Here is a 22,585-nt window from a genome sequence, read left to right on the forward strand (position 1 = left end):
GGCAGCCGAGCGCGAGGCGAGGCGGCAGGCCGCCGAACGCGCGCAGGCACGGCAGGTGCAGGCGGACAAGGCGCTCGCCGTGGCTCGTGCCGCCCAGCGGGTGCTCCAGTTCCTTGCGGTGTCCCTGGACGAGGCGGCACGGCAGCGCGACGCCGCGGAGGAGGCACGGGCGGCGAGGGACGCCGAGCTGGCGGGCATCCGCACCACGAATGACGACTTCGCGGCCGAACTCGCACGCCTCACCGATTCGGTGCACCGTGACGAACTGGCACGCGCCGAGCAGCGGCTGCGCATCGAAGCGCTCGAGAACCGCTCCAGCGAGGAACTGGGCCTCACCCCCGAACACCTGCTGGCCGAATACGGCCCCCACCTGCCCGTGCCCTCGAGAACGGCGATTCCCGACAAGTGGGCCGCCCTGCGTGCTCCGGTGGACGAGGAGGGCAACGTCCTGCCGCAGGGCATCCCCTTCGTCCGCGAGGAGCAGGAGAAGCGCCTGCGGAAAGCACAGCGCGACCTGTCAGCGCTCGGCAAGGTCAATCCGCTGGCCCTCGAGGAATTCGCAGCGCTCGAGGAGCGCCACCAGTTCCTCAGCTCCCAGCTGGCGGATCTGTTGGCCACACGGAAGGACCTGCTGGACATCATCCGGGAGGTCGACGAACGCGTGGAGCAGGTCTTCACCGCTGCCTTCCGCGACACCGCCGTCCAGTTCGAGCGCGTCTTCGGCAGGCTCTTCCCGGGCGGCGAGGGACGGCTGGTGCTGGCGGATCCCACGGACCTGCTCACCACCGGCATCGAGGTCGAGGCGAGGCCTGCCGGGAAGAAGATCAAGCGGCTCTCGCTGCTCTCGGGCGGCGAGCGTTCGCTGACCGCCATCGCCCTGCTCATCGCAATCTTCAAGGCACGGCCGTCACCGTTCTATGTGATGGACGAGGTGGAAGCGGCGCTCGACGACACCAACCTCGGGCGGCTGATCAGCATCCTCGAGGAGCTCCGGGAGTCGAGCCAGCTGATCATCATCACGCACCAGAAGCGCACCATGGAGGTGGCGGACGCCCTGTACGGGGTCACGATGAGGGGCGACGGCGTGTCCACGGTGATCAGCCAGCGGCTCATCGAGGCCTGAAGCGACAGCCGGTCGCGGGCTACGCGGGTTCCCCCGCGTCCCGGGCCGGAAGGGTTTCCCGGGCCTTCAGCCACAGGAGGCCGGCCCACGCGGCGAGCAGGCCGGAGATCGAGAACGCCATGCCGAAGGATCCGAAGACGAGATAGTCGACGATCAGACCGGCCAGCACCGGTCCCAGGATGGCGCCGAGGTCCGAGCTCATCTGGAATCCCGCCAGCACCTTTCCACCACTGCGGCCGTTCCCGACGACGTCGGCGACAGCCGCCTGCTGCGCCGGATTGAGGAGCCCGGTCCCCAGGCCACCGATGGCGCAGACTGCCAGGAACACCGGCACGCTGCCGCTGAAGCCGAGCGCCACCATGGCGGCGCCGTTCACTGCGAGGCCCACCAGCACCAGTGGCCGGCGTCCCCACGAATCTGCCAACCGTCCGGAAAAGGTCAGCGCAAGGGCGGTGCCCGCGGCAAAACACGCCAGCGAGATGCCGGCGATCTCCGGGCCTGCGCCCAGCACCGCCGTCGCGAACAGGGGGACAAGGGCCATCCGCACCCCGAAGGAGGACCACCCGTTGGCGAAGCTCGATACCAGGGCGGCACGGTACGCCGAATCGCCGTAGGCCTCGCGTACCGACAGCACCGGCAGCGGGGCGGTCTTCTTCCTCATCCCCAGCGGAGTGTCCTTCAGCTGGAAGAACACCACGGCGGACGCGACGAGCAGGGCACCCGAGTACACGAGGAACGGTACGCGGAGGCCGTAGCCCGCGAGGAGGCCTCCCACCAGCGGACCGCCGATACTGCCGAGGAGGAACGCCGACGCGTAGGCACTCGAGACCCGGCCCCGGATCCCTGGCGGAGCGAGCCGCACGATCAGGCCCATCGCAGAGACGGTGAACATCGTGGACCCGATTCCGCCGAGTCCGCGGAAGACCAGCAGCTGCCAGTAGTTCCCGGCGAACGCGCACGCCGCCGTGGACAGTGCGACGATCAGCAGCCCCAGGATGTACACCGGCCGTTCCCCGAGCCGTTCGATCAGCTGCCCGCCGGCCGGAGCGAAGACCAGTCGAGTGAAGGCGAAAGCGCTCACGATCACCGAGGAAGCAGTCACGCCGACGTCGAAACTCTGGGCGAACTGGGGCAGCACCGGCGCAACGAGGCCGAAGCCAATGGCGATCACGAAGGCGGCGGCGATCAGGACCCGGATCTCGCGGGGTATGCGCTGGACGGCAATCGAATCCGTCGTGCGGCGGCGCTTCTGCAGGCGGGGGATTCGAATCATAGTGAGCAAAGTCTTCCACTACCGGCGAAGGTTCCTTAATCGGCCGGTATGAGAAGGTGGAATGGTGAACGAGACTCTCCAGATCGTAATTTTCGTTGTCCTCGCCATCGCTGTCCTTGGCTCCCTCGCCGTGGTCCTCCTCAAGGGGCGTCGCACCCCTCCGGGGCTGTACACCTCGCAGCGCGACGACGACGACACCCCCGGGCTGCGGGCGCACGGGTCCACGTCCACCGACCTGCTCGACCGTCCCTCGGGGACTGACGCAGCGACCGATACCGCGCCCGACGTCGTCGTGCCCGATGACCTCAGCGGGCTCGACTCATCGACCACCGAGACGGTGCCGCTCGACACCCCGGACACCGTCCAGGGCAGGCTCGCCCGGCTCCGGGCGAGGCTCGTGCGTTCCAACAACGCCCTGGGCAAGGGCCTGCTCGCCCTGCTGTCGAGGGACAAGATCGACGAAGACGTGTGGGACGAGGTCGAGGAAACCCTCCTGATGGCCGATCTCGGCACCGAGCCTGCAATGGAGCTCGTCGATGCACTGCGCGAGCGTGTGAAGGTCGCCGGCAGCCGGGACCCCGCCGAGGTCACGGCGATGCTCCGCGAGGAGCTCATCAAACTGGTGGACCCGACCATGGACCGCTCGCTGGCCACCACACGCCATGCCGACCGTCCGGCGATCGTCCTGGTGGTCGGGGTCAACGGCGTCGGCAAGACCACGACCGTCGGCAAGCTCGCCCGGGTCCTGGTCACCGAGGACAAGGACGTCCTCCTCGGGGCAGCCGACACGTTCCGGGCCGCCGCCGCCGAACAGCTCGCCACCTGGGGTGAGCGCGTGGGCGTCGTCACGGTGAAATCCGACGTCGACGGCGCCGACCCCGCCTCGGTCGCCTACGAGGCAGTGAAGGCCGGGATCGACCAGGAAGTCGACGTCGTCCTGATCGACACCGCGGGCCGCCTGCAGAACAAGGTGGGCCTGATGGACCAGCTCGGCAAACTCAAGCGCGTCATCGAAAAGCAGGGCACCGTCGACGAAGTGCTCCTGGTCCTCGACGCCACCACCGGCCAGAACGGACTGAACCAGGCGAAGGTCTTCTCCGAGGTCGTCAACATCACCGGCATCGTCCTGACGAAGCTCGACGGCACCGCGAAGGGCGGGATCGTCGTCGCCATCCAGCGCAGCCTCGGCGTCCCCGTCAAGCTCGTGGGCATCGGAGAGGGCGCCGACGACCTCGCGCCGTTCGACGCCGAGACCTTCGTCGACGCGCTCCTGACCTGAGTCGCCCAGTCCCGGGATCTCGTACGCCCGTGCAACTACCCCGCTGCATGACGGGTGCCGGCTCCAGCCTCAGGTGTATCGAATCCGGCGGCTTTCAGCGACCACGCCGCGTGTCGTTGCACGCCACGCCGGTTATCAGCGGCTCTGGAGCTGAAACCCGTGAGATCTCGTGCACACGCTGATGCGCGGCGGCGACGGTGGTCCCGAATCACCCCCGAAACACGAACGTCACGATCCTTTAACGCCGCCGGCGGTTCTGTAACCTCCCGGCAACGAAGAGCCCCAGATGCCGAAACACCGGCCCGACATTCTGGGAAGTGCGGGAAACGCCCGCCTTCTTCGAGAGGATCGTGCTGATGGATCTGACAGCAGGTCACGTCTGGGTAATGATTTCGGCCGCCATGGTGCTCCTTATGACACCGGGCCTGGCATTCTTCTACGGCGGGATGACCCGCGCCAAAGCAGCACTGAACATGATGATGATGAGTTTCGTCGCCGTCGGGCTCGTGGGGATCGTGTGGGTTCTCTGGGGCTACTCCATGACCGGCGGTGACGGCATCGCGCAGCTGTTCGGCAATCCGTTCGCGTCCTTCGGCCTCGCGGGCCTGATCGGCACCGAGGATCTGATCGGGGCCGGTTACGGGGCAACGTTCGCGATCATCACCGTCGCCCTCATCAGCGGTGCCATCGCCGACCGCGCCAAATTCGGTGCCTGGACCCTCTTTGTACCCATCTGGGTCACCTTGGTCTACTGCCCGCTGGCCTTCATGGTGTGGGGCGGCGGACTCCTCAGCGCCGACGGCGCGGTGGGCAGCGCCGTGGGCGAGGCCATCGACTTCGCAGGTGGCACGGTCGTTCACATCAGCGCAGGCGTCGCCGCCCTGGTCCTCGCCCTCATCCTCGGCAAGCGCCAGGGCTTCGGCAAGGACCCCGCGCAGCGCCCGCACAACATCCCCCTGGTCATGCTGGGAGCCGCGCTCCTGTGGTTCGGCTGGTTCGGGTTCAACGGTGGCGCAGCGGGCACGGCGGAAGAGGCAGGGCTCATCTGGGTCAACACCATGGCGGCTCCCGCGGCAGCGATGGTCGGCTGGATCCTCACCGAGCGTTTCCGGGACGGCCGCCCCACCTCGCTCGGGGCTGCGTCCGGAATCGTCGCGGGACTGGTCGCCATCACCCCGGCCTGCGCCAATGTCAGCCCGGTGGGTGCGGTGTGCCTCGGCCTCGTGTCCGGCGCGGTGTGTGCGCTCGCGGTCGGCATCAAGTACCGGCTCGGCTTCGACGACTCGCTCGACGTCGTTGCCGTCCACCTGGTGGCGGGTATCACCGGCACCCTTGCCCTCGGCTTCATCGCCCTGCCCGTCGAGGGCGCCGGCGGCGGTCTCTTCTACGGAGGAGGTGCTGGCCAGTTGCTCGCCCAGACGGTCGCGGCCGTCGTGGCGATCGCGCTCTCGGCCATCATGACGGCGATCATCGGGCTGGGAATCCACAAGACCATCGGCTTCCGGATCACCCCTGATGACGAGGTGTCCGGCGTGGATCTTTCAGAGCATGCCGAAACCGCCTATGAGTTCGGCGGCCTGGGCGTCGGAGGCTCGTTCCACCCCTTTGCAGAGCAGACCAAGACCCAGCGACAGGTCCCGGAGGCCGTGAATTCATGAAACTCGTGACAGCAATCGTCCGCCCCGACAAGCTCGACAGCGTCCGCGGCGCCCTCGAGAACTACGGGGTGCAGGGACTGACCGTCAGCCAGGCAAGCGGCTACGGCCGTCAGCGGGGCCATACCGAGGTGTACCGCGGGGCTGAATACACAGTGGACCTGCTGCAGAAGGCCCGCGTGGAGATCCTCGTCGCCGATGCGTGGGTGGTGGACATCGTGGATGTCCTGGTATCGACGGCGAACACCGGCCAGGCCGGCGACGGCAAGGTGTGGGTCACCGCCATCGAGGACGCCGTGCGGGTCCGCACCGGGGAGCGCGGGGACGCCGCACTCTAGTCGACAGCATCGAAAAGCACAGCGCGTCCGTTACCGCGGTCCCGGTAGCGGACGCGTTGGTGTGCGGCTGGCGTTGCAGCGCCAAGGGGTCTGGGCCCCTACGGTCGAATAGGGGCGTTGGCTCCCCAGGACTCGGGCCCCGGGGAGCCGGCCCGGTATTCCTCGAGGGGGACCTCGTCCGAGGCCCAGGCAGCGAGGACCGGCTCCACGATGCGCCAGCAGTCCTCGGCGATATCACCGCGGACCGACAGCGTCGGATCCCCGGCGAGGACGCCGTCGAGCACCTCGCCGTAGGGCAACAGGTCAGTGGCGTTGAGATCGGCGCTCAGGACCGCGCGGTCAAGCGAGAACATGTCGCCCGGCCCATTGACGTCGAGTTCGAGCTGCAGGGTGTCCGGGCCGAATCCGATGCGCAGGCGGGTGGGCGAATCCTGGCCGGTGAACCCGGTGGGTACATGGCTGACCGGTCGAAAAGTGATGATGGCTTCCTTGCGCTTGGTTCCCAGTGCCTTGCCCGAGCGGAGGATGAAGGGGACACCGGCCCAGCGTTCATTGTTGATCGACACCACGACCTCCGCCAGGGTCTCGGTTCCCTTGGAGGGATCCACGCCCGGCTCCGCGGTGTAGTCGGGCACCGACCGGCCCGCGATGTCCCCGGCGGTGTACCGGGCGCGCCGGCTGCTGACCGGATCGCTGAGATCCACCGAGCTCGCCCTCAGCACGGAACCGATGTGGTCGCGCAGGTCGCGTTCATGGAGCGTGGACGGCGCGTTGAGCGCGATCAGCGCCATGACGTGGAGGAGGTGGCTCTGGATCATGTCGCGGAGGGCGCCGGCGCCGTCGTAGTACCGGGCGCGGTTCTCCAGCGACAGGTCCTCGTCGAAGATCACCTCCACCTTCTCGATGTGCAGGCTGTTCCACACCGGTTCGAGGATGCGGTTCGCGAAGCGGAGGCCGAGGATGTTGAAGACCGTGGCCTTGCCGAGGAAGTGGTCCACGCGGTGGATGTTCTGCTCCGGCACCAGTGCGGCCAGTTTGGTGTTGAGGGCGTGGGCCGAGGCCTGGTCGGTGCCGAACGGCTTTTCCATCACGAGGCGCGTGCCCTTCGGGAGCGCACCCGCGTAGAGAGCCGAGCACGCCTTCTGGCTGACCGCCGGGGGGAGGGCGAAGTAGATGGCCACCGGCCCCTCGAGGGTGGCGACGAGGCTCGCGAGGACACCTTGTTGCGTCACGTCCAGGCAGGAATAGGTGCTGTCCTGCCGGACGTCCTCGAGGGCGGCCCGGCCTGCGTCGTCCGCGCTTCCCAGGGCCGCAGCGAAGGATGAGCTGATTCGTTCCTGCCACTGTTGATCCGACCAGTCGTCGGAGCCGGCGCCGACGAGCTTCAGTCCGTCGGCTCGGCCCAGGCGGATCAGGCGCGCGAGCCCCGGCAGGAGGAGGCGGCCCGTCAGGTCACCCGAGGCACCAAGGATCAGCAGGGTCCGAACGCGGGTGTCGGCGTCGGCCGGAATAGTGTTGTGCTCGGCAAGGGATTCAGTAAGGGAAGTGTCCACTCCTCCACACTGCCACTTTCGAAGGGACGCTGTCTTTCGGCCCGGCAGTCCTGCGGGCTGGAGTACCCGGGTGAAGTCGAGTTGATACCCTTGGGAGTTGAGTCCCCAAATTTTCCGATGAAAGAAGTTTCCGGCACGTGTTCAATTCACTCTCCGACCGGCTGACAGCAACCTTCAAGAATCTCCGCGGTAAGGGCCGCCTGACCGAAGCCGACATCGACGCCACCGTCCGTGAGATCCGGCGGGCCCTGCTCGACGCGGACGTGGCCGTTTCGGTGGTGCGTGCCTTCACCGCGCGGGTTAAAGAGCGTGCGCTGGGACTCGAGGTGTCGCAGGCGCTGAACCCGGGCCAGCAGATCGTCAAGATCGTCAATGAGGAGCTCGTCGGCATCCTCGGCGGCGAAACGCGCCGGATCCGGCTCGCGAAGAACCCGCCCACCGTGATCATGCTCGCAGGGCTTCAGGGCGCGGGAAAGACGACGCTCGCCGGCAAGCTCTCGAAGTGGCTCAAGGGCCAGGGTCACAGCCCGCTCCTCGTCGCGTGTGACCTGCAGCGGCCCAATGCCGTCAAGCAGCTCCAGGTGAACGGCGAGCGTGCCGGCGTGCCCGTCTTCGCGCCGCACCCCGGTGTCAGCTCGGAGTTCGAAGCGGCTACGGGCGATCCCGTCGCGGTCGCCAGGCAGGGTGTGGCCGAAGCGCGGGCGAAGCTTCACGACGTCGTCATCGTCGACACCGCCGGCCGCCTCGGCGTGGATGCCGAGCTCATGCAGCAGGCCGCGGACATCCGCGAGGCGATCAGCCCCGATGAGGTGCTGTTCGTGATCGACGCCATGATCGGCCAGGACGCCGTCAACACGGCCCTGGCCTTCGACGAGGGCGTCAACTTCACCGGCGTGGTGCTGACCAAGCTCGACGGTGATGCCCGCGGCGGTGCGGCGCTTTCCGTCGCCTCCGTGACCGGCAAGCCCGTCATGTTCGCCTCCACGGGTGAGGGCCTCAACGATTTCGAGCTGTTCCACCCGGACCGCATGGCCTCGCGCATCCTCGACATGGGCGACATCCTCACCCTGATCGAGCAGGCCGAGAAGTCCTGGGACCAGGACGAGGCCGCCCGGATGGCGAAGAAGTTCGCCGATCAGGAAGACTTCACCCTCGACGATTTCCTCGCCCAGATGCAGCAGATCCGCAACATGGGATCCATGAAGAAGATGCTCATGATGATGCCGGGCGCCGCGGGCATGCGTGAGCAGCTCGAGAATTTCGACGAGCGCGAGATCGACCGCGTCGAGGCGATCGTGCGGTCCATGACCCCCCACGAACGCCTGGCGCCGAAGATCCTCAACGGCTCGAGGCGCGCCCGCATCGCGAAGGGCTCGGGTGTGCACGTCTCCGAGGTCAACGGCCTGCTCGAGCGTTTCACCCAGGCACAGAAGATGATGCGGAAGATGGCCGCCGGCGGCGGGATGCCCGGAATGCCTGGAATGGCCGGACCTGGCGGATTCCAGGGAGCGCGCAAGACGAAGGCCGCGGCCAAGGGCAAGAAGAAGCCCCGCTCGGGCAATCCGGCAAAGGCTGCGCAGGAGCTGCAGGAGGCGGAGGCGCGGCGGACCGCGGCGCGCGCTGCGGCTCCGACGGGTGCTGCCTTCGGAGGGCAGAACGACTTCGATCCGGCGTCGCTCAACCTCCCCAAGGGGTTCGACAAGTTCCTCGGCAAGTAGGGCAAACGGAAACCAGGGCTGCCGCGGGGTGCGTCCTGTGGCAGCTCCGTCGGCAGACGGCACATCGGTCGGTGGACGGCAAGGGATCTACAGCATGACGCAGGAGCGCATTGTCTTCGTCCATGGCGACGGGCAGTTCGGGGCGGCCGCGTGGCCTCGGCAGCACGGACTGGCCCTCGACTTCGATTGCCTGTTCCTCCGGCGGCATGGCTTCGATGCCGGTGCGGATGCCGATGATGAACTGCTGCCCACCGATCACGCCGAGGACCAGCGCATCATCATCGAGGCGCTGGGGACTGGCGGCCATCTCGTGGCGCATGCCGAAGGGGCGGTTCCAGCGATGCTGACGGCAGTCGAACGGCCCGACCTGATCCACTCATTGACGCTGGTGGAGCCGGCCTGCCTGTCGCTCACCGCCGACCTGCCCGCCACCGCCGCCCACATCCAACTCGTGTCCCCGCTGTTCGCGCGGCGGGACCAGGCTCCGCCGTGGACAGCTCCGCTGCACATCGTTCCCGGGGTCCCGACGCTCGTCCTCACCGGCGGCTGGGAGCCGCTGTACGAGGAGGTTGCAGGGTACCTCGCCGACACCGGCGCCCGGCACCGGATCACGGCGGGTGGGCACCGGCCGCACGACACGGCGGAGGGCGACGCCGTCATCCGCGGTTTCATCCGGGGCGCCCCGTCCGGGGAATCCGACGAGGAATAAGTTGAAGGTTCAAGTAGTTAAACTAGGGGACAGGGGAAAAACCAACTACGCGAGGGGCTCGCCATGCAGCAGGAAGCCGATTTGTTGCCATCCGCCACGGGAATGGGAACCGTCACACTGAAGGTCGACAGCATCGCGATGATGGCTGAGTACTACCAGACCGGCCTCGGGCTCGAGGTGCTCACGGAATCGGCAGAAGGGGTGGACCTCGGGCGGAAGAATACGCCGCTGATCCGTCTCCAGCCGGCCGCAGGCCTGCGGTTGCCGTCCCAGGGCGAGGCCGGGCTCTTTCACACGGCGCTGCTTTTCGAGGACCGTGCCGACCTCGCAGCCACCGTATTGAGCGCGGCACAGGCATCCGCCGGAACCTTCGTGGGCAGCGCCGACCACCTGGTCAGCGAAGCGTTCTATTTCGCCGACCCCGAGGGCAACGGGATCGAACTCTACTTCGACAAGCCCCGCGACACCTGGCAGTGGACGGGGTCGGGGGCCCAAAAGTCGGTGGTCATGGACAACGTCGTATTGCCGGCGCGGACCTACCTCGAGGACTACCTGACCGAGGACGCAGTGACCGGACAGACCCAGGCTGCGGCCGGCGTCGGGCACGTCCACCTCCAGGTGGGAGACGTGCAGACGGCGGAGGCCTTCTACGTCGGCATCCTCGGTTTCGAGCGGACGGCGGGTTGGCACGGCCAGGCGCTCTTCGTCTCGGCCGGCGGGTACCACCACCACATGGCCATGAATGTCTGGAACAGCAGGGGGGCCGGTCCGCGCAAGGACACCCTCGGGCTCGGCGAAGTCCTCATCCACGTGCCCGCACCCCGAGAGGTCGATGCGCTGGCGGCACGGCTCGCAGCAGCGGGAATCGACCGGCACTCCACCGGAGCGGAACTGCGCTTCGAGGACCCCTGGAAGAACCGGATCCGGGTCCGCGCGGGCTCGCCGGACGGTGGAATCGCGCAACCGGCCTAGGTCTGGCACAATAGAGGCGTACTCGATCCGGGCAGCCCCTCTCTCTGCGCGTGAATTGTGTCCTTTGAACCCTTCCTCATGGCCCGCCCCACGGGAGCAGAAGGTCTGGGTTCGCCCCTTTCATCATCAAGGAGTGACCACACAAGTGGCCGTAAAGATTCGCCTGAAGCGCATGGGAAAAATCCGTGCACCTTTCTACCGTGTCGTCGTCATGGACGCACGCGCCAAGCGTGATGGCCGTGCCCTCGAGGAAATCGGTAAGTACAACCCCACCGAGGAGCCCTCGTTCATCGAGATCAACTCCGAGCGCGCCCAGTACTGGCTCGGAGTCGGCGCACAGCCCACCGAGCAGGTCTCCGCGCTGCTGAAGATCACCGGTGACTGGCAGAAGTACAAGAACATCGAGGGCCAGGAAGGCACTCTGAAGACCAAGGCACCCAAGGAAGCATTCGTTGCTCCCGACAAGGGCTCGGTCATCGTTCCTGAGGCCATCACCAAGAAGTCCAAGAAGACCGACGACGCCGCTGCGGAAGCAACCGAGGCTGAGTAAGTTGCTTGCCGAAGCGCTTGAGCACCTCGTGCGCGGAATTGTCGACAACCCGGACGACGTCCGGGTTGCGGCGAAGAACAACCGCCGCGGCGAGACCCTGGAGGTGCGCGTGCACCAGGAAGACCTCGGACGCGTCATCGGCCGGCAGGGCCGGACCGCACGGGCTCTTCGCACCGTGGTTTCGGCACTCGCCAACGGCGAACCGGTCCGCGTCGACGTCGTGGACACGGACCGCCGTCGGGCCTAGCCCTGGGCGCCAGGCGCTTCCAGTTTTCCCCGTTCGGCCCCGCACCAGATTCTGGAGTGGGGCCGAACTCGTTTCTCCATCCCCATCCACTCGCCGCAGGAGCAGCACCATGGAAGTACTCGTAGCCCGGATCGGCAAGCCGCACGGCATTCGCGGGGAGGTCACCGTCCAGCTGTTCACCGACGCTCCCGAGGACCGCTTCGAACCCGGTGCGGTCTTCCGTGCCGAAGGTGCTCCCACCGCAGAGCTGACCGTGACAAAGGCGCGCTGGAACAAGGACATCCTCATCGTGGGCTTCGAACAGATCCCCGACCGCAACCAGGCGGAGACGCTCCGGGGTGCCAGCCTCTTCATCGACAGCGACACCACCGAGGACGACGACGAAAACGCCTGGTACGAGCACGAGCTCGTGGGCCTCGACGCCCGGGTGGGCGGTGAAACGGTCGGCAAGGTGACGGCACTGCGGACCCTGGCCGTCCAGGACCTCCTCGTGGTCGAGCTGACCGGCGGGCACGAAGCGCTCGTGCCGTTCGTCGGGGAGATCGTTCCCGAGGTGAATCCCGCGGGCGGCTACGTGTCCATCCTTCCGCCGGCAGGGCTGTTCGACCTCAACACCCCGGGCTCCAACCAGGCACCCGACGACGGTGACGACGTGTCCGAACCGCTTCCTGGAACGCCTACCGGAACGCTTCTTGGCACCGGCGACAGTGACGCTGATGATGACGCTGCGGGCCGGGCCGACTCCTAGTGCGGATCGACGTCGTCACCATCTTTCCGGAGTACCTGGCGGCCCTCGACCTGTCACTGATCGGCAAGGCCCGCCAGGACGGCCTGCTGGACGTACGCGTCCACGACCTCCGGGACTTCACCACGGACCGTCACCGCACCGTCGATGACACCCCCTACGGCGGCGGGGCCGGAATGGTGATGAAGCCCGAGCCGTGGGCGCTTGCCCTTGAATCGATTGCGGCGGAATCGTCCGTGCGCCCTACCCTTGTGGTCCCGTCTCCTGCCGGCGAAGTCTTTCGCCAGGCGACGGCCTCCGAATTCGCCACGCTCGACCACCTCGTGTTCGCCTGCGGACGCTACGAGGGTATCGATGAGCGGGCGATCGAATGGGCAGGAGAGTCCTACGAGGTGCGTCCCATCAGCCTGGGGGACTATGTGCTGAACGGCGGCGAGGTGGCAGTGCTCGCCATGGTCGAGGCCGTGGGGCGGCTCATCCCGGGTGTCGTGGGAAATCCCGAGTCCCTGGTGGAGGAATCCCACGCTGACGGACTGCTCGAATACCCCGTGTACACCAAGCCGTCATCATGGCGTGGCCGCGACATCCCCGAGGTCCTGCTCAGCGGGAACCACGCGAAGATCGCCCAGTTCCGCCGTGCGGAGCAGTACCGGCGCACCGCAGTCCGCCGTCCCGACCTGCTTGCGTCGGTCGAGGCCGGGGCGCTGACCGGAGCCGACCTCACGGCTCTCAGCGGGGCCGGCTTCGTCGTCGTCGACGGGGTTCTGGTACGCAGGGACCCCGCCGGCTCCTGAAGGGCGCCTCGGCCCTCCGGGGAAACACGCTAGCTGCGATTCGCCGCTGTGCCGCAGGTATGGAATACTTGGTGCTTGTGTCTGCTGGGCTGGACCCTGCCACAGGGGGTGTGCGGCCAACAGTTCTACACACCGGCGTCCGGAGATCCGAACCGCCGGTACACCTTTTTCGGCGATGATTGCCGCGCTCCCTGCGAGCCGGCCTTGACCGCCGTGACCCACGTGAATGACCTGTGGCGTTCACCAGGAGAAGCACCATGCATATTCTCGACTCCGTCGATGCGGCCTCGGCCCGCACCGACATCCCGGCGTTCCGCGCCGGAGACACCGTCAATGTCCACGTGAACATCATTGAAGGCAAAAACACCCGTGTCCAGATCTTCAAGGGCTTCGTCCTTGGACGCCAGGGCGACGGCATCCGCGAAACCTTCACGGTCCGCAAGGTCAGCTTTGGCGTCGGCGTGGAGCGTACCTTCCCGGTGCACTCCCCGGTCCTTGAGAAGATCGAGCTTGTCTCGAAGGGCGATGTTCGCCGCGCGAAGCTTTACTACATGCGCGAACTTCGCGGCAAGGCAGCCAAGATCAAGGAAAAGCGCGACCCCAAGACGGTCAAGTAGCCTTTACGGGTGCCTGAAACATCCGCTTCCCCTCCTACGGCTGGGAAGCACACTCAACGCCGGTCCGCGATTACGGGCTGGCGTTTTGTGTTCTCCGCCGTGCTGCTCGCCGTACTCGTCGTCGGCGTGGTGCGGGCGCTGCTCGTCGATGTCTACTACATTCCGTCGGGCTCCATGGAGCCGCTCCTCGAGGAAGGGGACCGCGTGGTGGTCAGCAAGACCGGGAACTCCGCGGACGGGATCGAGCGGGGCGATGTCGTCGTTTTCGACGGCCGGGGATCCTTCGACCCCATCCATGACGACCGCAGCGTGACCGTGCGCGTGGTGGACGCCGTCGGGCAGTGGCTGGGCCTGAACGGCAGCGAGACGGTGTATGTGAAGCGGGTGATCGGGGTGCCGGGAGACCGGGTGGCCTGCTGCGACGACGACGGCAGGGTCACCGTGACCGGCGACGCGATGGATGAGCCCTATCTGTTCCCGGCCGACGCTCCCAGCGAAACGGAGTTCGACGTCGAGGTCCCGGAGGGTAGGTTGTGGTTGTTGGGCGATCACCGGTCCGTATCGATGGACTCGCGTTCGCTGCTGGGGGCACCAGGCGGCGGATTGGTAGCCGCTGATCGTGTGATCGGCGAGGTAGTGCACCTCGTCTGGCCGCCGGATCGGGCCAGCCGGATCGAGCGGACAGTCCAGGGCTGACACCGGGCCCTGGACAGCAGGCACGGTTTTTTGAAGGAACTCCGAACTACGCGGCGGCCGTACTACTGGCACCGGAATGACATTGAGGAACGCAGCAGATGGCACGAAACTTCCGCCGGAAGCCCGGTAACGACGCAGGCAGTCCGCAACCCTCGAATGCCTCGGAGGAGGCCGCCCCCGGACCCGATCGGGCCCCGGGCCCTCAGGACGGAACCGCTTCCGGCGCGGATCCCCGGAACCCGGAGGCGCCGGACCTGTCGGTGCGAGGGCGGGGGCGCCGGGGCGCTCCGAAGGAGCAGGACCGCAGTTTCGCCGGCTGGCTCAAGGAGATCGCGACGATCGTCGTGATTGCCCTCGTACTGTCCTTCCTGATCAAGACCTTCCTGTTCCGCGCCTTCTTCATCCCCTCCGGGTCCATGGAGCCCACCCTCGAGATCGACGACCGCATCTTCGTGAACCAGCTCGTTCCCCAGCCCTTCGCGCTCGAGCGCGGGGACATCGTGGTGTTCAGCGATACCGAAGGCTGGCTCGCGCCGGGGCAGCAGGTCGACAACAACTGGTTGAAGGAAGCGCTGATTTTCGTGGGACTCGCGCCCGACGATTCCCAGCAGCACCTCGTCAAGCGGGTCATCGGCATGGAAGGCGACCATGTGATCTGCTGCGATGCAGAGGGACGCATCACGGTCAACGGCGAACCGCTGGTCGAGCCCTACCTGTTCCCGGGTGCCGCGCCGTCGGACACACCCTTCGACGTCGTGGTGCCGGAAGGGAAGGTCTGGGTGATGGGCGACCACCGCAACGCATCGGCTGATTCCCGTGCGAACACCGAGAAGCCGGGCCGGGGTTTCATCGACGTCGACGATATCGAGGGGAAGGCCGCGGTGATCGCTTGGCCGCTCAACCGCATGGGCTTCCTCGGCAACTATCCCGAGGTCTTCGACGGTGTACCAGAACCGGCAGCCGCAGGTGCACCGGAGGGCAGGTGACGGCAGCACGCCGGAAGCGCTCTGCAGCGCCCACCCTGATTTTCGAGAAGTCCTTCTCCTCCGGGGGCCACCGCTACATCGCGGGCTGTGACGAGGTCGGCAGGGGAGCGCTGGCGGGCCCCGTGTCCGTGGGGATCGTCGTCGTCGACCTGGAGGCGTGCAAGGGCCTGCGGGGGGTGCGGGACAGCAAGCTGCTGTCGCCCGCCGAGCGCGAGGCACTGGTGCCGCGCATCCGGAAGTGGTGCCTCGCCTGCGGGGTGGGTCACGCGAGTTCAGCGGAGATCGACGACGTCGGCCTGATGGCGGCGCTGCAGGCTGCGGGAAGCCGCGCCTGGGAACAGGTGGCTGCGACGGTGCGGCCCGACGTTGTCATCCTCGATGGAAACCACGACTGGCTCTCCCGGCGGGGGCAGGACGTCCTGTTCGAGGAGCCTGGCGTTGTTCCTTCAGACGTGGTGCTCTCCGGCTGTGATGCTCCAGTGCACACAAGGATCAAGGCCGATCTGCAGTGTCTCAGCGTCGCGGCTGCCAGCGTCCTCGCGAAGGTCGAGCGCGATGCGCTGATGGTTTCGCTCGCCGTCGAGCACCCCGCGTATAGGTGGGACGTGAACAAGGGCTACGCGACGGCACTGCATCGGGCGGCGATCGACGCCCGAGGAGCCAGTGATTACCACCGGCGGTCCTGGCGCCTGGGAACTCCGGCAGAGGCCGGAACGACCGCGCCCGGGATTGGGGCAGAATGGGATCATGAGCGCCGAAGATCTTGAGAACTACGAAACCGACATGGAGCTCCAGCTCTACCGGGAGTACCGCGACGTCGTAGGGCTGTTCAGCTATGTGGTGGAGACGGAACGGCGGTTCTACCTCGCGAACAACGTGGACCTCCAGGCGAAGTCGGCCGACGGCGAGGTGTACTTCGATCTGACGCTGCAGGACGCCTGGGTCTGGGACGTCTACCGATCGGCCCGATTCGTGAAGAACGTCCGGGTCATCACCTTCAAGGACGTGAACGTCGAGGAGCTGTCCAAGTCGGACGACATCGCGCTGCCCAAGGACGGGGCGCTGGGGAACTAGCTTCAGCTGCTCGCTGCTCTTTGAAGGTCCAGGGCGGGTGCTGGGAGGCTAGCCGCGGTCGCCGGTGTCCTGGGAGTCCTCGTTCTCGGAGCCGTCCTCGGCCGCACCGTGCGGAAATCCGTCCTCGCCGTCGTCGGCTGTTTCGGCTGCCTGCTCCAGACGGTCTGCCTCGGATCCGCCCGTGCCCTCAGAAGGTGCCGGGTCGGCAGGGGAGTCGTCCTCCGACGCCGGGGTCTGCTGCTCGAGACGGTCTGCTTCGCTTCCGCCGGGAAGAAAATCGTCTCTTGAAGCCATGGAAACTCCTCCATCGTTGAACCAGATAATCGTCGGTGGCCTTACTTTATTGTTGCCGGTCCGGGCCCGATCCTCAATCAAAGCGCGGCATACTGGAAGGCATGAAACCACTACTTCCCGTCCTCGTTGTTGTCGCCATCGTCCTGTTGGTGTTGGGTTTGATCGTGGAGGCAGTGAAGTTCCTGCTGTATATCGGTCTGGTGGTCCTCGTTGCGGCGGCGGTGCTCCTGATCCTGAACCGGGTGAAGGGCAAGGCCGCACGGTAGGTTTCCCGCACGTCGTCCGGACGGCCCAGGTCCCTTCTCCGAGAAGGGGCCGGGGCCGTTTCTCGTGACAGGGTGTCCCATTTCTGGCTCCTTTGATCGATATTTCTCCTCCACAGGGGGTCCTGGGGGTCGACTTGCCCACATAGGGAGGTCTTCCCGTCGCCGCTGCTCCTTCTGCAAGCAGGCTGGGCATGGAGGTGGTGGACATGTTGGCGAAGGACCAGCTGGGGCGGCGCGGAGAGGCGACCGCTGCGGAATACCTGGAGCAGGCGGGGCTGCGCATCGTGGACCGGAACTGGCGGTGCAGCGCGGGCGAAATAGACCTGGTGGCGGTGGACGGGACCACGCTGGTGATCGTCGAGGTGAAGACGCGGAGTTCGGAGGATTTCGGGCATCCGCTGGAGGCGATCACCGCGGGCAAGCTGGAGCGGTTGTACCTGTTGGCGTCGAAGTGGGCGCGTTCCCATAACTGTCGGTTCTCCGGGTTCCGCGTGGACGCGGTGTCGGTGCTCGACGACGGCACCGGGAACCCGCGCATCGAGCATTTGCGGGCAGTTTTCTGATGGCACTGGGACGCACCTACTCGGTTTCCCTGGTGGGGCTGAACGGGTACATCGTCGAGGTCGAAGCTGATATCGGCCAGACACTCCCTGCGTTCGTGCTCCTGGGACTGCCTGACGCGTCGCTGAATGAGGCGAAGGACCGTATCCGGGCTGCGGCGCGTAATGCAGGGGTACCACTCAGTCGGAGGAAGATCACCGTGAACCTGATTCCGGCATCCCTCCCGAAACGCGGCTCGGGATTCGACCTCGCGATTGTCATGGCCGCCCTGGCGGCCGCCGGGGACGTCCGCAATTGTGAGGCGATCGTCTTCCTCGCCGAGCTTGGCCTGGACGGGCAGCTGCGCCCGGTCCGCGGGGTCCTTCCGGCGGTGATGGCCGCCGTCCAGGCGGGCCATGTCCGCGTGGTCGTGGCGGAAGGCAACCGCGCCGAAGCCGCACTGGTGCCCCACGCAGAGGTCCACGGGTTCGCCTCCCTCGCCGAGGTGGCCCTGGCCTTCGGAGCCGACGCCTCGAAAGTGCAGCTCCCACTCCCGACGGACGTCACCGGCCCGGAGCCGACTGATCCCCAGCCGCGAAGTGGTCCTTCCAGTGATATGGCCGACATCGCCGGTCAGGCGGAGGCACGCTTCGCCGTCGAAGTGGCAGCGGCGGGTGCCCACCACCTGATGATGGTCGGGCCACCCGGAGCCGGCAAGACGATGCTGGCGGAGCGGCTACCCGGAATTCTCCCGGACCTCACCGATGACCACGCCATGGAGGTGACGGCGATCCATTCGCTGGGCAGCGAGCACTCCTGCGCCGAGCTGCGGAGGCGGCCACCTTTCGAGAGTCCGCACCACACGGCCACGGCTGCGGCGATCATCGGCGGGGGCAGCGGCATACCGCGTCCCGGAGCCGCATCCCGGGCACACCGCGGCGTCCTGTTCCTCGACGAGGCACCGGAATACGAGAGGCGGGTTCTCGAGGCACTGCGCGAACCACTTGAAAGCGGGACTCTCGTTCTACACCGTTCGGCCGGTACCGCCTCATACCCCGCCCGCTTCCAGCTGGTCCTCGCTCTCAACCCGTGCCCGTGCGGACTGGCCAACGGAAAGGGGATCGACTGCCTGTGCACGGCCCAGCAGCGTCGCCGCTACTTCAACCGGCTCTCCGGGCCGCTCCTGGATCGTGTGGACCTCCAACTCACCGTGCAGCGGGTCGCGCTGCCCGATTACGTCGGCGGGGCCGCAGCCGAAACCACTGCCACGGTAGCGCGGCGCGTTGCACGCGCACGGCAGGCACAGGCTGCCCGACTCGTCCCCTGGGGGTACTCGACCAATTCCGACGTGCAGGGGAAGATTCTCCGCGAGGAACTTCGGTTGCCCCGCGCCGTCACTGGAGCCCTGGACCGGGCGCTCGACCGGAACCTCATCAGCGCGCGCGGCTGGGACCGTACGCTGCGGGTTGCCTGGACCGTAGCGGACCTGCAGGGCCATGACCAGCCGGAGGCCGACGACGTCGCCCTGGCGCTCGGCTTCCGCCTCCAGGAGCGTGCGGCATGAGCGGTGTCCCGGAGGAGATTCTCCTGTCCCGCGCAGCATTGTCGCGTTTGTTCGAGCCGTCGGATGCTGTGGGACTGGCGCTCACGGCAGTGGCAGGCGCTGTGGACGCGCTGCGGATAGCAACGGGGTCGCTCAAGGCCGGTGCGCAACTCCACCAGGAGGTTGCAGGCTGCCTCGACATGGATGCCGGCCCCCGCGATGTCCTGGCGGAGGCCCTTGAGCGGTGGACGCCGCGGCGAAAGGACCTCGCCCCCGAACGTGACCTCGCGACGATGGGCCGGTTGCGCGGCAGGCTAGTGGTGCCGGAGTCCCCGGACTGGCCTGAAGCCCTGGGCGACCTTCAGTTGGCCGCACCCCTGTGCCTGTGGGTCCGCGGCCCTGGCCAATTCCCGACGCCGAAACGGGTGGTGGCTCTCGTCGGCTCGAGGGACAGCACCAACTATGGAAACGCCGTCACCGCGGATCTGGCAGCGGGCCTCGTGGGACGTGGCTTCACCATTGTTTCCGGAGGGGCCTACGGTATCGACGCCCAGGCTCACCGGGCCGCGCTCGCGGTCGGCAGGAGCCCGGAGAGCATCCCGACGGTGGCGGTGATGGCAGGCGGGGTGGACCGCTACTATCCCGCGGGAAACGAGGAACTGCTGCGCGCTATCGCCGGGCAGGGGATCCTCATCTCGGAAGTTCCTCCCGGCTCCTCGCCCACCCGGTGGAGGTTCCTCCAGCGCAACCGGCTGATCGCAGCCCTGAGTGCGGTGACGGTGGTGGTGGAGGCCCGCTGGAGGTCGGGCGCGCTCAACACGGCGCATCACGCAGCCGGCCTCGGCCGACCGGTCGGAGCTGTTCCGGGATCGGTGCATTCCGCCAATTCGGCCGGCTGCCACCGTCTGCTGAGGGATGGCAGCGCGGTATGCGTCACGGATGCAACGGAAATCGCGGAACTGGCGGGGCCGATCGGCTCCGTATCGGAAGCGGAACCGGCGGTGCCCACGCTCGATCATGACGGGCTCACCGTGCAGGACATCCTGCTCCTGGACGCCCTCCCCGTCCGGGCAGGCTCCACTGTGGACAAACTGGCGTCCGTCGCGGGATTGAGTGCTCGTGAAGTCATCACGGGATTGTCCCGCCTTGAGATCGAAGGGCTGGCCGCGCGCGCCAACGACGGCTGGCACCGGTCGAAAAAGCATTGAACCACCGTTCATCCAACCACCGTTCATCCAACCAAGGAGGTCAGGAACCGTGAGATATCACTCCACTCTCAACAGCCCCATCGGGGGCCTTATTGTCGTAGAGGAGGACGCGGAGCTCGTGGGCGTCTACCATGCCGAACATAGTCCCTCCCCGGCTTCGGTGAAGCTCGGGACACCTTTCGCTCTGGCTGCTGGGGGAGGGAGTGCGCACCCTCATTCAGCCGTCAAGCAGGCGGAAGTGCAGTTGGGCGAATACTTCGCCGGGGCGCGGAAGACTTTCGACGTGCACCTCGGAATTACCGGCACTGCATTTCAGCTGCGGGTATGGCGAACCGTCAGGGAAATTCCTTACGGCGAGACGCGCAGCTACCGGGACATCGCGAGCGAGCTGGGGAACGCGGCCATGGGTCGGGCAGTCGGTGCGGCGATCCGGGCGAACCCGCTGTCAATCCTCATTCCCGGGCATCGGGTAGTTGCCGGAAACGGGGCCGTGACCGGGTATGCCGCCGGGGTGGAAGTGAAGCAGTTCCTGCTCGACCTCGAAGGAGGCAGGGCTGCTGCCGCTGAACTGCCCGGAACACCCGGACCCGGGCTGACCGGTGTGCCGCCTTTGCCCTGGCTGCACGGAAGTGCACAGTAGGAGAATACGGATCAGCACGGAAGGAGGATCATGGCCGAAGAAGCCGACGTACCTGTGACCTCCGGCGGCTGCCTCGGCGCCGGCCACCCCTTGGACTTCGACGGCGCATTGGCCCGTTACCGTTCCTACCTGACGGCGGAGCGGAACCGCTCCGCCCATACGGTCCGGGCCTACCTCGCCGACCTCGAACTCCTCTTCGCCTTCGTCCAGGGACAGGGCATCCACCGGCTCGACAAGTTGGAGCTCCGGCACTTCAGGGCCTGGCTCGGCGCACTCGATGCTTCAGGACTTGCCAGGTCCACCATCGCCCGGCGGGCGGCCACCGCACGCACCTTCATGGAGTGGGCTGTTCGGGAAGAACTGGTCGACGCGAATCCTTCCCTGCGCTTGCGTGCTCCGAAACGCGAGAAGACCCTGCCGCAGATAGTGAGCGGCGGGCAACTGGAGACGATGTTCACCTCGCTGACGGACGCTGCCGCTGAAGGGGACGCCGGAGCCCTTCAACTGAAAGCCATGGTGGAAATCCTGTATGGCACTGGAGTCCGGGTGGGGGAGTTGGTGGGGCTGGACATCGATGACCTCGACACGGAACGCCGCACGCTGCGGGTGCTGGGCAAAGGCAACAAGGAACGAACCGTTCCCTTCGGAGTGCCCGCGGCTCATGCGCTCGACGACTGGCTTCGCCGTGGCAGGCCCGCATTCAGAACGCCTACCAGTGGGGCAGCGGTGTTCCTGGGGCGGCGTGGGGGCAGGATCGACCAACGGACCGTCCGTGCAGCCGTCCAGAAAATCCTCGCCGAGCTGGGCGATACCGCAGCCTCAGGGCCGCACGCCCTCCGACACAGCGCTGCCACGCATCTCCTGGACGGTGGTGCCGACCTTCGGGCGGTACAGGAAATACTCGGGCACTCCAGCCTTGCCACGACCCAGCTGTACACCCATGTCTCGGTGGACCGGCTCCGCCGCAGTTACGAGCAGGCCCACCCGAGAGCCTGAGAATCCATCTCGGATCGAGTAGCCCTACTTGGGCCGCAGAAAAAAAGCAAGTAACACCAGTGGCGCAATCAGTCCGTGTGGGGCAGAATGTTCCCTAGTTCACAACCTGCAGCAACGCCAGTGGGCAGTGGCCGGAAAGCACCAGCAGAACAGCAGTTTTCATCACCTTGAAGGTCGTTGGGGAAGACGTACCTACAGCTATGGAGGATGGAATGTCTGTTGTGATGGCGCGCGGTGTTTTGTACGTGCACTCGGCCCCTTCTGCGCTGTGCCCTCATGTCGAGTGGGCGATCGGCTCGGTCCTCGACAAGCGCCCAGATCTCGAGTGGACCCCTCAGCCTGCTGCGCCCGGAATGTTCCGCGCCGAACTCTCGTGGGTCGGTCCGCAGGGGGCCGGTGCGCAACTGGCTTCCGCGCTGCGCGGCTGGGCCCATCTTCGCTACGAAGTCACCGAGGAACAGAGCGCGGGTGCGGACGGCGGGCGCTGGTCACACACCCCCGAGCTCGGGATCTTCCACGCCACTACGGACGTCCACGGCAACATCATGGTCTCGGAGGACCGTATCCGCTATGCCTACGAAGCGGGCGCCGGAAATCCTGCCGCTGTCTATCACGAACTTTCCCTCGCGCTGGGCGAATCCTGGGACGAGGAACTGGAACCGTTCCGGCATGCTGCCGAGGGTGCGCCGGTGCGCTGGTTGCATCAGGTGGGCTAGGCAGCCCGGGCAGGTGGGCTAGCCCATTCGGGCAGATCGGTCAGGCTACCCGG

Annotated in this window: 25 protein-coding genes and 1 pseudogene; 23 read left to right on the forward strand and 3 right to left on the reverse strand. The window is 66.8% G+C overall.

What is annotated here, in order from left to right:
- Positions 1-1,123: pseudogene (locus Y705_RS19200) on the forward strand (AAA family ATPase); the annotation flags it as partial.
- Positions 1,124-1,142: 19 nt separating this feature from the next.
- Here the strand turns inward: Y705_RS19200 and Y705_RS0110690 are convergent.
- Complete coding sequence (locus Y705_RS0110690; RefSeq protein WP_081737979.1) at positions 1,143-2,396, reverse strand: MFS transporter; 1,254 nt, start codon at positions 2,394-2,396, stop codon at positions 1,143-1,145.
- Between the two features lie 64 nt (positions 2,397-2,460).
- On the opposite strand from Y705_RS0110690, the gene ftsY reads away from it, so the two are divergent.
- From ftsY to Y705_RS0110705, 3 genes are all read left to right on the forward strand, one after another.
- A complete protein-coding gene (gene ftsY, locus Y705_RS0110695) occupies positions 2,461-3,675 on the forward strand; it encodes a signal recognition particle-docking protein FtsY (RefSeq protein WP_026532841.1) in 1,215 nt (404 codons plus the stop codon).
- Between the two features lie 356 nt (positions 3,676-4,031).
- Positions 4,032-5,333 (forward strand): ammonium transporter, encoded by a 1,302-nt coding sequence (locus tag Y705_RS19205; protein WP_049822610.1) that lies wholly within the window; start codon positions 4,032-4,034, stop codon positions 5,331-5,333.
- Positions 5,330-5,668 carry a P-II family nitrogen regulator gene (locus Y705_RS0110705; protein ID WP_026532842.1) on the forward strand — a complete coding sequence of 113 codons (339 nt, stop codon included), beginning with the start codon at positions 5,330-5,332 and terminating at the stop codon, positions 5,666-5,668. Before Y705_RS19205 ends, Y705_RS0110705 begins: the two co-directional genes overlap by 4 nt.
- Positions 5,669-5,766: 98 nt before the next feature.
- On the opposite strand, the gene Y705_RS0110710 is transcribed toward Y705_RS0110705, so the two are convergent.
- Positions 5,767-7,221 (reverse strand): glucose-6-phosphate dehydrogenase, encoded by a 1,455-nt coding sequence (locus Y705_RS0110710; RefSeq protein WP_049822604.1) that lies wholly within the window; start codon positions 7,219-7,221, stop codon positions 5,767-5,769.
- Positions 7,222-7,358: 137 nt separating this feature from the next.
- Here Y705_RS0110710 and ffh point away from each other — a divergent pair, with 137 nt between their 5' ends.
- The 12 genes from ffh to Y705_RS0110770 all read left to right on the forward strand — a co-directional run bounded on the left by ffh (position 7,359) and on the right by Y705_RS0110770 (position 16,329).
- Positions 7,359-8,939, forward strand: coding sequence for a signal recognition particle protein (gene ffh, locus Y705_RS0110715; protein ID WP_026532844.1), 1,581 nt, complete (start codon positions 7,359-7,361; stop codon positions 8,937-8,939).
- Between the two features lie 94 nt (positions 8,940-9,033).
- Positions 9,034-9,648: an alpha/beta fold hydrolase gene (locus Y705_RS19210; protein ID WP_049822611.1), complete on the forward strand. Its 615-nt coding sequence runs from the start codon at positions 9,034-9,036 to the stop codon at positions 9,646-9,648.
- Between the two features lie 63 nt (positions 9,649-9,711).
- Positions 9,712-10,620, forward strand: coding sequence for a VOC family protein (locus Y705_RS19215; protein WP_049822605.1), 909 nt, complete (start codon positions 9,712-9,714; stop codon positions 10,618-10,620).
- 145 nt (positions 10,621-10,765) lie between these two features.
- The gene (rpsP, locus tag Y705_RS0110730) at positions 10,766-11,170 is read left to right on the forward strand and encodes a 30S ribosomal protein S16 (protein ID WP_026532845.1); all 405 of its coding nucleotides are present in this window, start codon (positions 10,766-10,768) and stop codon (positions 11,168-11,170) included.
- Position 11,171: 1 nt separating this feature from the next.
- The gene (locus Y705_RS0110735; RefSeq protein ID WP_026532846.1) at positions 11,172-11,417 is read left to right on the forward strand and encodes an RNA-binding protein; all 246 of its coding nucleotides are present in this window, start codon (positions 11,172-11,174) and stop codon (positions 11,415-11,417) included.
- Between the two features lie 109 nt (positions 11,418-11,526).
- Positions 11,527-12,165 (forward strand): ribosome maturation factor RimM, encoded by a 639-nt coding sequence (gene rimM / locus Y705_RS19220; protein ID WP_081737980.1) that lies wholly within the window; start codon positions 11,527-11,529, stop codon positions 12,163-12,165.
- Positions 12,165-12,956, forward strand: coding sequence for a tRNA (guanosine(37)-N1)-methyltransferase TrmD (trmD, locus tag Y705_RS0110745; RefSeq protein ID WP_026532847.1), 792 nt, complete (start codon positions 12,165-12,167; stop codon positions 12,954-12,956). The genes rimM and trmD overlap by 1 nt, the downstream gene beginning before the upstream one ends.
- Positions 12,957-13,213: 257 nt before the next feature.
- On the forward strand, positions 13,214-13,573 hold the full coding sequence (rplS, locus tag Y705_RS0110750) for a 50S ribosomal protein L19 (protein WP_026532848.1): 360 nt from the start codon (positions 13,214-13,216) through the stop codon (positions 13,571-13,573).
- A gap of 9 nt (positions 13,574-13,582) precedes the next feature.
- Positions 13,583-14,269 carry a signal peptidase I gene (gene lepB, locus Y705_RS0110755; RefSeq protein WP_049822606.1) on the forward strand — a complete coding sequence of 229 codons (687 nt, stop codon included), beginning with the start codon at positions 13,583-13,585 and terminating at the stop codon, positions 14,267-14,269.
- Between the two features lie 98 nt (positions 14,270-14,367).
- Positions 14,368-15,255 (forward strand): signal peptidase I, encoded by an 888-nt coding sequence (gene lepB / locus Y705_RS19225; protein WP_081737981.1) that lies wholly within the window; start codon positions 14,368-14,370, stop codon positions 15,253-15,255.
- Complete coding sequence (locus tag Y705_RS19230) at positions 15,252-16,022, forward strand: ribonuclease HII (protein ID WP_081737982.1); 771 nt, start codon at positions 15,252-15,254, stop codon at positions 16,020-16,022. The genes lepB (Y705_RS19225) and Y705_RS19230 overlap by 4 nt, the downstream gene beginning before the upstream one ends.
- Entirely contained in the window at positions 16,003-16,329 is a 327-nt protein-coding gene (locus Y705_RS0110770; RefSeq protein WP_026532850.1) for a DUF2469 domain-containing protein, read from the forward strand. Before Y705_RS19230 ends, Y705_RS0110770 begins: the two co-directional genes overlap by 20 nt.
- A gap of 48 nt (positions 16,330-16,377) precedes the next feature.
- On the opposite strand, the gene Y705_RS0110775 is transcribed toward Y705_RS0110770, so the two are convergent.
- Positions 16,378-16,623, reverse strand: a complete 246-nt coding sequence (locus Y705_RS0110775; RefSeq protein ID WP_026532851.1) for a hypothetical protein — start codon at positions 16,621-16,623, stop codon at positions 16,378-16,380.
- Between the two features lie 101 nt (positions 16,624-16,724).
- Here Y705_RS0110775 and Y705_RS22580 point away from each other — a divergent pair, with 101 nt between their 5' ends.
- From Y705_RS22580 to Y705_RS0110810, 7 genes are all read left to right on the forward strand, one after another.
- Positions 16,725-16,889 (forward strand): hypothetical protein, encoded by a 165-nt coding sequence (locus tag Y705_RS22580; protein ID WP_173401079.1) that lies wholly within the window; start codon positions 16,725-16,727, stop codon positions 16,887-16,889.
- Positions 16,890-17,086: 197 nt separating this feature from the next.
- Entirely contained in the window at positions 17,087-17,452 is a 366-nt protein-coding gene (locus Y705_RS0110785; protein WP_173401080.1) for a YraN family protein, read from the forward strand.
- Complete coding sequence (locus Y705_RS0110790) at positions 17,452-18,993, forward strand: YifB family Mg chelatase-like AAA ATPase (protein ID WP_026532853.1); 1,542 nt, start codon at positions 17,452-17,454, stop codon at positions 18,991-18,993. The genes Y705_RS0110785 and Y705_RS0110790 overlap by 1 nt, the downstream gene beginning before the upstream one ends.
- Complete coding sequence (gene dprA / locus Y705_RS0110795) at positions 18,990-20,180, forward strand: DNA-processing protein DprA (RefSeq protein WP_026532854.1); 1,191 nt, start codon at positions 18,990-18,992, stop codon at positions 20,178-20,180. Before Y705_RS0110790 ends, dprA begins: the two co-directional genes overlap by 4 nt.
- Positions 20,181-20,229: 49 nt before the next feature.
- Positions 20,230-20,820 carry a methylated-DNA--[protein]-cysteine S-methyltransferase gene (locus Y705_RS19235; RefSeq protein ID WP_081737983.1) on the forward strand — a complete coding sequence of 197 codons (591 nt, stop codon included), beginning with the start codon at positions 20,230-20,232 and terminating at the stop codon, positions 20,818-20,820.
- A 30-nt stretch (positions 20,821-20,850) separates the two neighbouring features.
- A complete protein-coding gene (locus Y705_RS0110805) occupies positions 20,851-21,816 on the forward strand; it encodes a tyrosine recombinase XerC (protein ID WP_081737984.1) in 966 nt (321 codons plus the stop codon).
- A 212-nt stretch (positions 21,817-22,028) separates the two neighbouring features.
- Positions 22,029-22,532 carry a DUF3145 domain-containing protein gene (locus Y705_RS0110810; RefSeq protein ID WP_026532856.1) on the forward strand — a complete coding sequence of 168 codons (504 nt, stop codon included), beginning with the start codon at positions 22,029-22,031 and terminating at the stop codon, positions 22,530-22,532.
- Positions 22,533-22,585 lie beyond the last annotated feature (53 nt).

The organism is Arthrobacter sp. H41 (assembly GCF_000520535.1).
Classification (GTDB): Bacteria; Actinomycetota; Actinomycetes; order Actinomycetales; family Micrococcaceae; genus Arthrobacter_D.

Excerpts from the sequence above, each read along its gene's own strand:
- Y705_RS19205 (WP_049822610.1), top strand. The coding sequence starts at position 4,032 with ATGGATCTGACAGCAGGTCACGTCTGGGTAATGATTTCGGCCGCCATG.
- Y705_RS0110690 (WP_081737979.1), bottom strand. The coding sequence starts at position 2,396 with ATGATTCGAATCCCCCGCCTGCAGAAGCGCCGCCGCACGACGGATTCG.
- lepB (WP_081737981.1), top strand. The coding sequence starts at position 14,368 with ATGGCACGAAACTTCCGCCGGAAGCCCGGTAACGACGCAGGCAGTCCG.
- Y705_RS19215 (WP_049822605.1), top strand. The coding sequence starts at position 9,712 with ATGCAGCAGGAAGCCGATTTGTTGCCATCCGCCACGGGAATGGGAACC.
- Y705_RS0110805 (WP_081737984.1), top strand. The coding sequence starts at position 20,851 with ATGGCCGAAGAAGCCGACGTACCTGTGACCTCCGGCGGCTGCCTCGGC.
- Y705_RS0110810 (WP_026532856.1), top strand. The coding sequence starts at position 22,029 with ATGTCTGTTGTGATGGCGCGCGGTGTTTTGTACGTGCACTCGGCCCCT.
- Y705_RS0110790 (WP_026532853.1), top strand. The coding sequence starts at position 17,452 with ATGGCACTGGGACGCACCTACTCGGTTTCCCTGGTGGGGCTGAACGGG.
- rplS (WP_026532848.1), top strand. The coding sequence starts at position 13,214 with ATGCATATTCTCGACTCCGTCGATGCGGCCTCGGCCCGCACCGACATC.
- Y705_RS0110775 (WP_026532851.1), bottom strand. The coding sequence starts at position 16,623 with ATGGCTTCAAGAGACGATTTTCTTCCCGGCGGAAGCGAAGCAGACCGT.
- rimM (WP_081737980.1), top strand. The coding sequence starts at position 11,527 with ATGGAAGTACTCGTAGCCCGGATCGGCAAGCCGCACGGCATTCGCGGG.
- Y705_RS0110705 (WP_026532842.1), top strand. The coding sequence starts at position 5,330 with ATGAAACTCGTGACAGCAATCGTCCGCCCCGACAAGCTCGACAGCGTC.
- Y705_RS19210 (WP_049822611.1), top strand. The coding sequence starts at position 9,034 with ATGACGCAGGAGCGCATTGTCTTCGTCCATGGCGACGGGCAGTTCGGG.
- dprA (WP_026532854.1), top strand. The coding sequence starts at position 18,990 with ATGAGCGGTGTCCCGGAGGAGATTCTCCTGTCCCGCGCAGCATTGTCG.
- Y705_RS0110770 (WP_026532850.1), top strand. The coding sequence starts at position 16,003 with ATGAGCGCCGAAGATCTTGAGAACTACGAAACCGACATGGAGCTCCAG.
- Y705_RS22580 (WP_173401079.1), top strand. The coding sequence starts at position 16,725 with ATGAAACCACTACTTCCCGTCCTCGTTGTTGTCGCCATCGTCCTGTTG.